This window comes from Polaribacter sp. IC073 (genome assembly GCF_007997075.1).
GTDB lineage: Bacteria > Bacteroidota > Bacteroidia > Flavobacteriales > Flavobacteriaceae > Polaribacter.
In genome coordinates this window covers 70,820-84,813 of sequence record NZ_VORS01000001.1, presented here as the reverse complement: position 1 = coordinate 84,813, position 13,994 = coordinate 70,820, and the positions used below count along the sequence as shown (strand labels likewise).

Below are 13,994 nucleotides of genomic sequence, written 5' to 3'. Positions count from 1 at the left end.
AACAGAATAGATGGCGGTAGGGAAAAAATTGATGTCCAAAAAGAAACCAACATTTCCAGTAAATGAAATGTTAAATGCATACTTAAAGAATTATAATAGAAATATAAAAATTTCTCTTTATTATGATGATTTGTTGCGTTTCCAAGGCTCAGTTACGGTTTATGATAAGAATGATGAAGATACTTTGTGGGTAAGAACCTATTATTCTCAATACGACAGAGAAGAAATCGATAGAAGTTTAAAGAAAATTTATACAAGATTACACTCAGATGGTAATGATGATAATATTCCGTTTTTAAATGTCGATGCCATCGATTATTGCACTTTTGGAAATTCGAAACCATTTCGAATAAAAATAAGAAATATTTTAAATGATAACTTTTCTTATTTCTACGTGAAAAAAGCAGATGCTTCTCGTATTTATGGCCTAGAATTAGAACATATTTTGTCTCCTCATAATATGAATTTCTTAGTTTTTAAAGACACTTTAATCGAAGAACACATTGCAGGAATTCCTGGAGACGATTTTATTAGAGATATTTTACCCGATTGTACAGAACTAGAAAAAGCTCAAATTGCCAAGGAATTTGTAAAATTTAAAGAACGTTGTTTGGTGCGTTTATTGGGAGATATGCGTTCTTACAACTATGTAGTTACACCAATCCACGATTTTGATCAGGTTATTTATAAGATTAGAGCCATCGATTTCGATCAGCAATCTTTTGAAGGGAATTTAAAAGTGTACAACTTACAGTTCATGAAAGAGAACTTTAAGATGATAGAAATGGTGGGTAAAAAATTACAAAACGATTCTATTCGCCAATACAAAATAGAAGAACGTTCTTTTATGGCAAAAAGAATGATTACCGCACCAAGAAGAACCGCGCGTTTGATAAAATGTATGAAAGCAGATACAATTTCTTTTCCAGAAAATGTAGCACTTTTAAAGAAGCAGCTCATAAAATATGTGGGAGATGTAAAGTTTAAAGACTGTAATAATATGGGCGAAATTTTAGAAACTATTTTAGCATTTGTAAAACGTAACTATTTAGATATTAGTAATAAAGAGCTTTTTTAGCGCATTTTTTTCGTTCCGAATTAAGAATGAAGAGCCATTTTTTTTAGAAGCTATTTCCAGCTTTCAGCACTCGCTTTTTTTGCCGAAAAAGACAAAAAAGAGCTCAAACAGATGCTTCAATCTGGGCTAAACTTGTTTGCTAGCTTATTGGTTATTCTACATAAACAAGAGATTTAAGCCTGCTTTTTACTCCGAATACTTTCAATAACAACTGTTAATAAAATCAATCCACCACCAATAAAAGTGTTTGTACTCGGTATTTCACTAACAAAAAGATAGGCAATAAAAATCCCGAAAATTGGCTGAACACTGCTAATAATACTTGCAGTAGCTACAGAAAAATGCTGTAAAGAATTTACCATCATAGTGTGTCCTATTGCGGTGGTTAGTAGTGCAACTAGTAATAATAAAGGTAATTGACTTTCAAAATTAGAAACATCACTAAAAAATAAAACAGGGAACAATAAAACAGCAACAATAATAAGTTGGTATAACATAATCATACTTCCGTTGTAGTTTTTAACGTGCTTTTTAGTGGTTAAATTTCTTAAAGCGTAACAGAGCGCAGACAAAATTCCTAATAAAATTCCTTTCGCTTCATCGTTTTCTATAGAAAAATCTGGCACTAAAACAGCCACACCTATCAATACTAAGATTCCTAGTAAAACATGAATTCCGTTTAACTTCTGTTTCGAGAAAAAAGGTTCTAAAAGAGCAGTCATTACCGGAAACGTATACATAGACAACATTCCTAAAGCTACATTAGACAGTTTTAGAGCGTAAAAATAAGTCACCCAATGTGCAGCCAAAAAAAAACCACTTATAAAAAATGAAAAGAGATCTTTTCTAGAATTTATTTTTAAGTTTACTTTCTTAATTCTACAAAAAACATAAATAAAGAGTGCACCAAAACAGCCTCTAAACCAAATAATGACTTCTGCAGGCATTGCAATGTATTTGCCTAAAACGCCAGAAGTACTTATAAAAAGAGTTGCTAATAGTAGAAGAGATATGTTTTTTAAGTGAGAGTTTTCCATTTTAGGTAGTGCTTGCCATTCCGATATGAGTTTTTTTAAGCAATTGAGAAATCTCATTTATAGATTTTCCTCATTGCTTAGCTAGATGCTTTCAATCAAAAAAAATATTTTTGACTTTAGAAGCATTCGAAATGGTATTATAATTAAATTTTTTGTAAAATATTTAGAGCTGTTTTAACCGTATTAATCTTAATAAAAGTAATTAATAAGCGCAAGCCATTTTTAGTTTCTTTTTCTTTCATTACACAGCTTTTAGGGTTTTGCTTAACATAATTTAGCATTTTAGAAAAAGCATCTGTTTGGTAAAAATCACTTTGTTGGTTAGATACAAAATATCCCATCATTCTTTTTTGTTTTAGAATAATTTTCTCTAATCCTAATTCTTTTGCCATCCATTTTATTCTTACCGAATCTAATAAATCGCTCACCTCACGAGGTGTTTCTCCAAAACGATCTACCATTTCACTTTCAAAAACCGCTAATCCTTTTTCGTCTTTTATATCCGACAGTTTGTTATATAAACTCAACCTTTCTGTAACGGAATTCACATAATCATCCGGAAATAAAATTTCAAAATCAGTATCTATCGTTACTTCTTTTACAAACTCTTTTGGTTTGGTTTCATCTGTAGGATATAAATCTTTAAATTCATTTTCCTTTAATTCTTGAATTGCTTCTTGCAGTATTTTCTGATACGTATCAAACCCAATATCATTTATAAACCCACTTTGTTCACCCCCCAATAAATCTCCAGCACCTCTAATTTCTAAATCTTTCATGGCAATATTAATTCCGCTTCCTAAATCAGAAAATAAAACCAATGCTTCAATACGTTTTCTGGCATCCTCTGTCATCATATGATAAGGCGGTGTAATAAAGTAGCAAAATGCTTTTTTGTTAGAACGCCCAACCCTACCACGCATCTGGTGTAAATCTGAAAGACCAAAATTATTCGCATTATTTATAAAAATAGTATTTGCATTCGGCACATCTAAACCACTTTCTATAATGGTGGTAGAAACCAAAACATCAAATTCATTATTCATAAAACTAAGCATCAATCCTTCTAGTTTTTTACCTTCCATTTGCCCGTGACCAACACCAACTTTCGCTGTAGGAACCAATCTCTGTATTAAGCCCGCAACTTCTTTTATATTTTCTATTCTGTTGTGAATAAAGAAAACTTGTCCGCCTCTAGAAATTTCATACGAAATTGCATCTCTAATTAATTCTTCGCCAAAACGAATCACATTACTTTCTATTGGATGTCTGTTTGGAGGTGCTGTTTTTATAACCGACAAATCTCTTGCAGCCATTAAACTAAATTGTAAAGTTCTAGGAATTGGCGTTGCAGTTAATGTTAATGTATCTACATTTTCTTTTAAAGTTTTCAGTTTATCTTTTACAGCAACTCCAAATTTCTGCTCTTCATCAATAATTAATAAGCCTAAATCTTTAAATTTTATACGTTGGTTTGTTAACTGATGCGTACCAATAATAATATCTACAGAACCATCATTAACACCATTAATAGCTGCTGATTTTTCTTTTGCGGTTCTAAATCTGTTTAGATAATCGATGGTGACAGGAAAATCTTTTAAACGTTCTGTAAATGTTTTATAATGTTGAAAAGCTAAAATTGTAGTTGGTACTAAAATAGCAACTTGTTTTCCGTTATCTACCGCTTTAAAAGCAGCTCTTACGGCAACCTCTGTTTTACCAAAACCAACATCACCACAAACTAATCTGTCCATGGGTTGCTCTTTTTCCATATCCTTTTTTACATCTTGTGTAGATGTAAATTGATCGGGTGTATCTTCATACATAAAACTTCCTTCTAGCTCATGCTGAATGTGCGTATCTGGACCAAAAGCAAATCCTTTTTGAAGTTTTCTTTTTGCATATAATTGAATTAAATTAAACGCAACATGTTTAACTCTTGCTTTTGTTTTTTGTTTGATTTTTTTCCAAGCACCAGAACCTAATTTGTATATTTTAGGAGCTTTCCCGTCCTTTCCATTAAATTTAGAAATCTTATGAAGCGAGTGAATGCTAACGTATAAAATATCTCTTTCGCCATACATCAGTTTTATGGCTTCTTGTTTATTTCCCTGGACATCAATTTTTTGTAAACCACCAAATTTTCCAATTCCATGATCCATGTGGGTTACATAATCTCCAATTTCTAATTTGGTTAATTCTTGAAGTGTAATTGCTTGCTTTTTAGCGTACCCATTTTTTAATCTGAATTTATGGTAACGCTCAAAAATCTGATGATCTGTATAACAAACCAATCGATTATCTACATCTACAAAACCTTGGTATAAAGGAAAAACAACCGTTTCATAATGCACTTCTTTATCAGAATCATCGAAAATATCATGAAAACGTTGCGCTTGTTGCTCGTTTGCGCAGAAAATATAATTGGTAAATTTTGCTTTGTGATATTCCTCTAAATTGTCAATTAATAAATTAAATTGTTTATTAAATGAAGGTTGCGGAATTGTATTAAAATTTATTTTTGAATTTTTTTCATCTTGACTCCCAATATCAACCAAAGAAAATGCTTGCAATTGATGCTCTATAAAAGCACCATCACAAAATAATTCACTTGGTTTCGAATGGTTTATTTCTTTGGATAAATCGTTAAATGCTTCCTCTGCTTTTTCAAAGAATTTATCTAAATTACCTACTAATAAACTCCTGTTTTTAGTAAAAATTACTGTTTTTGGTGAAATATATTTTAAGAAACTCTCTCTGTTTTCTTGCAATGTTTTATTTTCAACATTTGGCATTATAGAAATCTTCTTCAGTTTCTCTTTAGAAAGCTGCGTTTCTACATCAAAAGAACGAATACTATCTATGTCGTCACCAAAGAACTCAATTCTGTAAGGTTCATCATTAGAAAAAGAAAAAACATCGATAATTCCTCCACGTACAGAAAAATCTCCAGGTTCTGTAACAAAATCTACACGCTTAAACTTGTATTCAAATAACATCTCATTTACAAAGTCTAAAGATAAACTTTCGCCAACCGTAACTTTTAGGGTGTTTTTCTCAAGTTCTTTTTTAGTGACTACTTTCTCAAAAAGAGCCGTAGGATAGGTGACAATTACAGCAGGTTTCTTTCTAGAATTAATTCTATTTAAAACTTCAGAGCGTAACAAAACATTGGCATTATCTGTTTCTTCTATCTGATAAGGTCTTCTATAAGAACCTGGATAAAAAAGTACATTTTTATCCCCTAGAAGTTGCTCTAAATCATTCAAGTAATAAGCAGCCTCTTCTTTGTCATTAAAGATTAAAAGGTAGGGTTTGTCTGCTTTTTTAAAAGTCTCTGAAACAACAAAAGACAATGAAGAACCGACCAAATTCGATATTTGAAAATGGTTTTGTTCTTGTTGAAGTTGTGTTATAATCTGCGAAACGTTCTCAGATGTTTGGTATTGATTTACAATGTTCTGCTTGCTCAACGTACTAATTTTTATGCAAATGTAAGACGTAAATTAATAAAAACCCATTAACTGGTTTTGTTTTCTTAAATATTGCAATATATTTGCTAACAATTACTTATTGTTATGAAGCTAACTACCTACAAATATGAAAATTAAACTCTTAATCATATTGTTCTCATTTGTTTTTGCATTTCAAGCAAAGGCACAAAACGAACAACAAAAATGGACTGCAGGAATTAGCATTGCAGGTGCTAAATATTCTTTTGATGATGGTCTAGTGGTTGGCGGTCAATTAGCATACCAATCGCCTAGGTTTAATATTTCTAGATATATTTTTAAAGGGGTGTCTTTAGATGCAGGTTTTGCAACAGCCGTTGGAGATAACCAAAAATACACCACTTTTGATGGTCTTTTACGTTACGACTTTGGAACTTCTCGAAAAAGTGTAGTGCCTTATGTTTTAATTGGTGGTAGTTTTATAAATGCAGTACGTTTTACGCCGACAGCAAATTTTGGTGCAGGAACTACTTTTTGGTTTAATGCTAGTTATGGCTTAAATTTACAGGTGATGTATAAATTTTCTCAATCAGAATTTGAAAGTCAAACCTCTCATTTGTACGCGTCTTTTGGTTTGGTATATAGTTTTGGTAACAGATCTGTGCACCAAAGACTTTGGGAAGATTAATTTTATTTCTAGAAAAATCTCATTTTTTTTATTGCGATAAAACTTTGATAAGCTGCTCAACATTTAAATATTGAAAATATCTAGCTGTTGGTTTAAAATTTTTATCCATCAAAACAATTGCTGGTAAAGAAAATGGTTTGTTCTTTTTTCTTGCCATTAATAAAGGAATTTGATGTACTGGGTTTCTTTTATTGATGCGTTCATTAATAAATTTTTGCCCTCCGAATGTAATGGTGTCTTTTGTTTCTGCATCCATTTTTACGGCATAGAATTCTTTGTTTAAAAGTGCTATCACTTTTTTATCTGTAAAAACATCCCGCTGCATTTTGATACAAGGTCCACACCAATCTGCATAGAAATCGATAAAAACTTTTTTAGGTTTTATTAAAAGAGAATCTTCTAGTTGCTGAAAACTTAACCAACTAACCGCTCTTTCATTTTGTGAAGAAGCGGTGTTAGTTATTAATAAAACAAACGTACTTAAAATAAATAATTTTGTCAATTTCAAAATATTATAGTGAACTAATTTTTACTCCTACAAAATATGTACGTGGTGCTGCTGGACCATATACGTAATTACTATCACGGTTTTTACCAGTATCAAAATCATTCTGATAACTATCGGTTACATTCTTCACCCCACCAAAAAGTTCAAATCCTGTTTTTAATTTTTCCATTTCAATAGTATAACTTCCACGTAAACTTAATTCCGTAAAGTTTGGTGTAACGTCATATTCATCTACAGTTTGCCCTGTATTGTCTCCAGCAAAGTGAATAATATCCATTTTACCAGTATATAATAAGTTTGCACTAATTGCTAATTTTTTAATTGGCGTATAAGTAAGTGTTGCGTAACCATAATTATTTGGAGTACGTAAAAATTCTCTTTTTGAAGGTAAACCTTCAATATTTTCTACAGATTCATCAAACAAACTAGACTGTACTGTAAAACCTGCTTCTAATTCTACCACATAATCAAAATTTGCACGTGCCTCCAAAGTAATTCCTTTTACTGTAGCGCCACTTCCGTTTCTTTTTTCAAAACGCTCTCCAAATTGATCTTTACCTAAAGGAAATTGATAAAATGCGTCATCTAAATGTGTATAAAAACCTTCAACGGTAAAACCTGCAATAAAATGCTCTGTTGCTTTGTCGTAATTTACAGAAGCGGTATAACTATTAGAACGCTCTTCAATTAAATTATCTGCTAAAGAAATTCTAGAAACCCCACCACCTGCAAATGCAATATGTAAATCGGTATCAAAAGCTTGTGGCGCTCTAAAACCGGTACCCCAACCTAAACGAAACTGTGTAGTTTCTTTTAATTTATACAAAAGTGATACTCTAGGACTAAAAATTGCGTGCTCTACCAAGTTGTGCTTGTCAATACGGAAACCCGTTAGGAAGTTCACTTTTTCTGAAATATCCCAATCATTTTGTACAAAAGTGCCTAACGTCTTTGTAGTTTGGTCAATAAGGTAATTGTATGATTCAATTTCATCTAAAACATCATCATACATATATTCTAAACCACCCGTAAGAACTGTTTTTCCGCCCAAGAATTTATCAAAACTATAATTGAACTGTGTTCCACCTTGATGTGTAACAACCTCTGATATTCCGTAAGGCGGCGCCGCGAAAAAATCTTGTTTTTCTGTTGCACCATCTGGAATAATACCTGTGTAATGGTCACGATCTGTTCGTTGACCACCGTAATAGAAAATAAGCGAACTTCTTTCAAAATTTATTTGATAATCTAAGCTTCCCATTTTTACGTTGTGCGTTCTTTCCTCAGATTGATTTGCCAAAAATGCTGGTTTATCAACAATTTCTCCCCCAAATCGATACTCATAAAGACTACTAAAACTAGCTTCTAGTTTCGAGTTTTCTGTTGGTAAATAAAAAGCATTTACTCCAAAAGTATTGTCCTTTAATGCTGGTAGTTCAGAATAATTATCTCCATTAGCATCATAAGCTTCTCTTGTTCTATTGTTGATGAAAAAATTAACACCAGCATTTCTTTCTTCATTAACAACGGTTGCATTTCCACTGATTAAATTTTGATCAGATCCATCGATATTTTGATAACCGTAGCTGAAACTATAGCCGTTTTTCTTTGGTAGTTTTGTAATCACATTTACAGTTCCACCAATTGCACTAGAACCATATAAGGCAGAAACGCCTCCACGAACTACTTCTATTCGGTCTATCATATTTACTGGAATTTGTTCTAAACCATATAAACCTGTAAGTGGGCTAAAAATTGCTCGTCCATTTATAAGAACTTGAGAGTAGCCACCTTGTAAACCATTCATTCGAATCTGACTATAGTTGCACGTTTGGCAATCTACTTCAACACGCAGTCCTGGCTGAAAACGTAATCCTTCCGAAAGATCTGTTGCGGTTACTTGCTCTAATGTTTTGCTAGTTATTAAATTCACAATTACTGGAGAATCTGTTCTACGTTTTTCTGTACGAGTTCCTGTGACTACGATTTCGTTTAACACTACATTGCCTTCTTCAAGTGTGAAATCTACAACTTCATTAGAGTTTTTTAAAAGGGTTAACTCTTTTCTCGAAGATTTAAACCCTTGCGCTTGTGCAATAAGTGTGATTTTTCCTGCAGATAGTGTTATTTCGTACTTACCATTATAGTCTGTGCTTGTTCCTTGATTTCCTCCTTTTACGTATACACTTACAAAAGGGATAGGGTTTCCGTTGTTTTTTACAATACCCGAAATAGAGACTTGTTGACTTTGTGCAGATAAAAAGTTTGATATTCCTATTACCGCTAAAAATAGTATTTTCTTCATGACTAATTAATATTTTAATAAACCTATTATTTTAATTTTCTGCAAATGTAATATTATTTTTAGACTTGCCTAAAAATATATTGTAATAAAAATAAAAAGTATATATTTGCAGCCTAAATAAATAGAAAATGTTCACGCTTTCTGAAGAAAATTATTTAAAAACCATTTACCATCTAGAGTTAGAGACTAATAAAGGAATTAGTACCAATGCTATTGCAGAAAAGTTAGCCACAAAAGCTTCTTCTGTAACAGACATGATTAAGAAGTTATCTGAAAAGGAAGTTGTTATTTATAAAAAGTACAAAGGAGTTAAATTAACCGATTTAGGTAAAAAGTCTGCTGCCAACATTGTAAGGAAACACCGCTTGTGGGAAGTTTTTTTAGTAGAGAAATTAGATTTTTCTTGGGATGAGGTACACGAGGTTGCGGAGCAGTTAGAGCACATAAAATCTTCCAAATTAATAGATCAGTTAGACGGTTTTTTAAATTTCCCAACACACGATCCTCATGGAGATCCTATTCCTGATAGAGATGGAAATTTAAAAACAATTGAAAAAAGTTTACTATCAACATTAACTAAAAACGAAAGTGGAATTTGTGTTGGTGTAGATGATTCTTCATCCGAATTTTTACAATTCTTAGATAAAAAAGGCATCACTTTAGGAAAAAAAATAACCATTTTAGATAAAGAAGATTTCGATGATTCTTTATCTATCTTAATTGAAGACAAGAAATTATCCATTTCAAACAAAATAGCAAATAATTTATATATGAAAAAATCATGAGCACATTCGATCAATTAGTTGAATTCGGGAAAGAAAATCCGATTTTAGCAGCATTATACGCATCTCTCTTTACTTGGGGTTTAACCGCTGCAGGTGCTGCGTTAGTGTTCTTCTTTAAAAAAATGAATAGAGCAGTCTTAGACGGAATGTTAGGTTTTACCGGAGGAGTTATGGTAGCAGCAAGTTTTTGGAGTTTGTTAGCGCCAGCAATAGAAAATAGTCCTGGAGAAGGTTTTATGAAAGTTTTACCAGCTGCAATTGGTTTTGGTTTAGGGGCTTTGTCTTTATTCGGAATGGATAAAATTCTACCGCATTTACATATCAATTTTAAAGAAAGTGAGGCGGAAGGAGTGAAAACAGAATGGCATAAAACTACTTTGTTGGTGTTGGCAATTACGTTGCATAACATTCCAGAAGGTTTGGCGGTAGGAGTTTTATTTGGAGCCGCATCAACACTAGTTGGAGTAGAACAAACAGAAATGATTATTGCTGCAATTTCTTTGGCAATCGGAATCGGGATTCAGAATTTTCCAGAAGGTTTTGCCGTTGCAATGCCGTTAAGAAGACAAGGTGTTAGTAGATTAAAAAGTTTTTGGTACGGACAATTGTCTGCCGTTGTAGAGCCAATTGCTGCGGTTTTAGGTGCTTTGGCAGTTTCATTTTTCGTGCCAATTTTACCTTATGCATTGGCCTTTGCTGCAGGAGCAATGATTTTTGTAGTAGTAGAAGAAGTAATACCAGAAACACAGCGAGATAAATACACAGACATTGCAACACTTGGTTTTATAGGTGGTTTTATTGTGATGATGTCTTTAGATGTTGGTTTAGGTTAGTCTTTAAAAGATTCGTAAAATATGAAACGGTATCATCTTAGAATTTCTAAGGTAGTACCGTTTTTATTTTTATGTAATTCTCATCTTTTGCGTCTTGTCTTTTGATTCTAAAAAGTGTATTTTGCAATAAAAATATTTCTGTGCAACAACCATCTACTTTTCAAGTTTACAACGCTTCTGCCGGAAGTGGAAAAACATTCACTTTGGTAAAACAATATATTAAAGTACTCTTAAATTCAGACGATCTTTTTATGTTTCAGAAAGTGTTGGCAATTACTTTTACAAACAAGGCTGCAGGAGAAATGAAAGAACGAGTGCTGTCTAGTTTAGAAGATTTTGCAGCGGGAAAAGAGAATGATTTGTTGAAAATAATTCTTGCGGAAACAACTTTAGATAAAGCAATAATTAAGAAAAGAAGTAAGAGGATTTTAGATGCAATTCTTCAGAATTATTCTGCCTTTTCAATTACTACCATAGATAGTTTTACACATAAAATTATTAAAAGTTTTGCGTACGATTTAGGTTTGTCGCTAAATTTTGAAGTAGAAATGGATGCTATTTCACTTTTAAATGAAGCTGTAGATGTATTGATCTCTAAAATTGGTACAGATAAAAAACTCACCAATTTATTAATCGATTATTCTTTAGATAAAACAGATGATGATAAATCTTGGGATATTTCTAAAGATTTAAACGATTTTGCTAGAGTTTTATTAAATGAAGATGATGTAAAGCACTTTAGAAAATTATCGGATAAAAAGTTAGATGATTTTTTTGAACTGAAAAAGAAACTTCAGAAAGACAATAAACAAATAGAGAAAGAATACAAAGTATTTGGAGATGAGGTTTTGAGTTTTATTGATACAAACGGACTGTCAATATCGGATTTTGCGTATGCTGGTGAGTTGGTAAAGCACTTTCAAAAGTTAACCAAATTACGATTTTTAAAGAGTGAGGATTTAAAATTTGAGGGTCGGTTAAATACAACGATAGAAGATTCTAAAAACCTTTTTGCAGGAAAAGCTTCGGCAGCGACAAAAGGTACCATTGAAGGAATTTCAGAACAATTAAGAATGTATTATTATCAATCGAAAGATTTATATAATGGTTCTTTTTCTAAGTATTTACTGAATAAAATCACGCTAAAAAGTATCATTCCTTTGGCGGTTTTAAATAATATCAATTCAGAATTAAATACCATAAAAGAAGATAATAATATTCGATTAAATGCAGAATTTAATCAGTTAATTTCAGACAATATTAAAGACCAACCTGCGCCTTTTATTTATGAGAGAATTGGGCAACGTTTTCAACATTATTTTATTGATGAAATGCAGGATACTTCTGTGTTGCAATGGCAAAATTTAATTCCATTAATAGACAATGCACTCGCACAAGAAAGTAGCAACTTGTTGTTGGTTGGCGATGGTAAACAAGCTATTTATAGATGGCGTGGAGGTAAAGCAGAACAATTTATCGATTTAGGTTCAAATGAAGAGAATCCGTTTCATGTTCATAAAGACATCAAGAATTTAGAGACCAATTATAGAAGTTATTCCGAAGTAATCAACTTTAATAATTCGTTTTTTCAGCACACGTCTAATTTTCTTCAAAATGAATCTTACAAAAAGTTGTTTTACGATGGAAATACGCAGTTAGAAAATGCTAAAAAAGGAGGTTTTGTGTCCCTTACTTTCTTGGATAAAGAAGAAGAAAAAGATGATGAGAAAGTAAAATATCCAAAGAAAGTTTTAGAAAAAATTAATCAGTTAAAAGACGATTTTTATCTGAATGAAATTTGTATTTTAACTAGAACGAAGAAAGACGGAATTGCAGTGGCAGATTATTTGTCTGAGAACGGTATTTCTATCATTTCTTCAGAAACATTATTACTTCAAAATAACTCGTTAATCAATTTTATTATAGATGTTTTGCATATTATTCAGAATGCAAGCGATGAAGAAAGAAGGTTTGAGGTGTTGTATTTCTTGTATGAACATTTAGAAATTCAAATTCCGAAACATGAATTCTTTAAAAAACACATAAAATCTGCGAATGAATTAATTTTCGAAGAATTACAATCGTACGGCGTTACATTTAGTTTTTCTGTGTTTCAACAAGTTCCGTTTTACGAAAAAATTGAAGAAATAATTAGAGGTTTTAATTTGGTAGATTCCTCAAATGCGTATGTGCAATTTTTCTTAGATGTTGTTTTAGAGCAACAAAGAAAAGCAACAGATATTGGCGATTTTTTAGAATTCTGGGAACTTAAAAAAGAGAAGTTAAGCATTGTTGCGTCTGAAAATTCAGATGCGGTGCAAGTAATGACGATTCATAAATCGAAAGGATTGGAGTTTCCTGTGGTAATTTTTCCTTGTGATGTAGATATTTACAGACAAATTAGTCCTAAAATCTGGTTTGATGATTTGCCAGAAGATTATAAATTTAAGGAACTTTTAATCGATTATAAGAAAGATATCAGTCTTATAAACGAAAGAGGTTTAGAAATTTACAATCAACAAAGAGAAGAGTTAGAATTAGATAATTTTAATCTTTTATATGTTTCTTTAACAAGAGCTGTAGAGCAATTGCATGTAATTACAGAAAAGAAAATATCTGCAAAAGGCATTGAGAACGTCAATCATTATTCGGGTATTTTTATCAATTACTTAAAAGCGCAAAATCTTTGGCAAGAAGATGTTTTAGAATATAACTTTGGAAACATCCGCAGACTTAAAGAGAAACAAAAAGAAGCTTCGTTAACAGAGATTCATCAAAAATTTATATCAACGCCTTGGCAAGAACACAATATTGTTTTGTTGGCTAGTGATTCTAAACTATGGAACACAGAGCAGGGGAAAGCAATAGATTTCGGTAATTTATTCCATGAAATCTTATCGAAAATTATTACAAAAACTAATGTTGAAGCTATTGTAACGCAATACCATCAAAAAGGTTTGATTGATGAGGTTCAGTTAAAAACAATACAAAACACTATCGATTCGATTGTGAATCATTCGAAACTAACAACTTATTTTTCTGAAGAAGTAACGGTCTTTAATGAAAGAGAAATTGTAGATTTTGATAATCAGATTATTATTCCAGATCGATTGGTGTTTAACAAACAAAATGAAGTCACTATTATAGACTATAAAACAGGAAATGCATCTAACGACCATCATCAACAATTATTAAAATATGAACTAGTTTTAAAATCGATGAATTTTAAAGTAGGTAAAAAACTATTGGTCTATATTAATGATAAAATTGATGTGGTTGAAGTATAGGCAACGAAAATAAACTTTGTA

The 13,994-nt window shown here is 31.7% G+C and carries 9 protein-coding genes; 5 read left to right on the top strand and 4 right to left on the bottom strand.

The genetic code is table 11. The features are described from left to right. Positions 1 to 10: 10 nt before the first annotated feature. Positions 11 to 1,078: a hypothetical protein gene (locus ES045_RS00355; protein WP_147110653.1), complete on the top strand. Its 1,068-nt coding sequence runs from the start codon at positions 11 to 13 to the stop codon at positions 1,076 to 1,078. 173 nt (positions 1,079 to 1,251) lie between these two features. On the opposite strand, the gene ES045_RS00350 is transcribed toward ES045_RS00355, so the two are convergent. Further along, positions 1,252 to 2,115: a DMT family transporter gene (locus ES045_RS00350; RefSeq protein ID WP_147110650.1), complete on the bottom strand. Its 864-nt coding sequence runs from the start codon at positions 2,113 to 2,115 to the stop codon at positions 1,252 to 1,254. A 143-nt stretch (positions 2,116 to 2,258) separates the two neighbouring features. Continuing rightward, positions 2,259 to 5,588 (bottom strand): transcription-repair coupling factor, encoded by a 3,330-nt coding sequence (gene mfd, locus ES045_RS00345; protein WP_147110647.1) that lies wholly within the window; start codon positions 5,586 to 5,588, stop codon positions 2,259 to 2,261. Between the two features lie 127 nt (positions 5,589 to 5,715). On the opposite strand from mfd, the gene ES045_RS00340 reads away from it, so the two are divergent. Then, positions 5,716 to 6,255 (top strand): hypothetical protein, encoded by a 540-nt coding sequence (locus tag ES045_RS00340; protein ID WP_147110644.1) that lies wholly within the window; start codon positions 5,716 to 5,718, stop codon positions 6,253 to 6,255. A gap of 28 nt (positions 6,256 to 6,283) precedes the next feature. Here ES045_RS00340 and ES045_RS00335 read toward each other — a convergent pair whose 3' ends face one another. Together ES045_RS00335 and ES045_RS00330 are read right to left on the bottom strand one after the other, a co-directional pair. Next, complete coding sequence (locus tag ES045_RS00335; RefSeq protein ID WP_223267142.1) at positions 6,284 to 6,757, bottom strand: thioredoxin family protein; 474 nt, start codon at positions 6,755 to 6,757, stop codon at positions 6,284 to 6,286. Positions 6,758 to 6,767: 10 nt separating this feature from the next. After that, the gene (locus tag ES045_RS00330) at positions 6,768 to 9,068 is read right to left on the bottom strand and encodes a TonB-dependent receptor (protein WP_147110638.1); all 2,301 of its coding nucleotides are present in this window, start codon (positions 9,066 to 9,068) and stop codon (positions 6,768 to 6,770) included. 128 nt (positions 9,069 to 9,196) lie between these two features. Here ES045_RS00330 and ES045_RS00325 point away from each other — a divergent pair, with 128 nt between their 5' ends. The 3 genes from ES045_RS00325 to ES045_RS00315 all read left to right on the top strand — a co-directional run bounded on the left by ES045_RS00325 (position 9,197) and on the right by ES045_RS00315 (position 13,973). After that, positions 9,197 to 9,853 (top strand): metal-dependent transcriptional regulator, encoded by a 657-nt coding sequence (locus tag ES045_RS00325; protein ID WP_147110635.1) that lies wholly within the window; start codon positions 9,197 to 9,199, stop codon positions 9,851 to 9,853. Continuing rightward, the gene (locus tag ES045_RS00320) at positions 9,850 to 10,686 is read left to right on the top strand and encodes a ZIP family metal transporter (RefSeq protein WP_147110632.1); all 837 of its coding nucleotides are present in this window, start codon (positions 9,850 to 9,852) and stop codon (positions 10,684 to 10,686) included. The genes ES045_RS00325 and ES045_RS00320 overlap by 4 nt, the downstream gene beginning before the upstream one ends. Positions 10,687 to 10,826: 140 nt before the next feature. Next, the gene (locus ES045_RS00315; protein ID WP_147110629.1) at positions 10,827 to 13,973 is read left to right on the top strand and encodes a UvrD-helicase domain-containing protein; all 3,147 of its coding nucleotides are present in this window, start codon (positions 10,827 to 10,829) and stop codon (positions 13,971 to 13,973) included. Positions 13,974 to 13,994 lie beyond the last annotated feature (21 nt).

Bases quoted from the DNA above. Each gene is read 5' to 3' on its own strand.
- ES045_RS00350 (WP_147110650.1), bottom strand. From the start codon at position 2,115: ATGGAAAACTCTCACTTAAAAAACATATCTCTTCTACTATTAGCAACT.
- ES045_RS00325 (WP_147110635.1), top strand. From the start codon at position 9,197: ATGTTCACGCTTTCTGAAGAAAATTATTTAAAAACCATTTACCATCTA.
- ES045_RS00320 (WP_147110632.1), top strand. From the start codon at position 9,850: ATGAGCACATTCGATCAATTAGTTGAATTCGGGAAAGAAAATCCGATT.
- ES045_RS00330 (WP_147110638.1), bottom strand. From the start codon at position 9,068: ATGAAGAAAATACTATTTTTAGCGGTAATAGGAATATCAAACTTTTTA.
- ES045_RS00355 (WP_147110653.1), top strand. From the start codon at position 11: ATGGCGGTAGGGAAAAAATTGATGTCCAAAAAGAAACCAACATTTCCA.
- ES045_RS00340 (WP_147110644.1), top strand. From the start codon at position 5,716: ATGAAAATTAAACTCTTAATCATATTGTTCTCATTTGTTTTTGCATTT.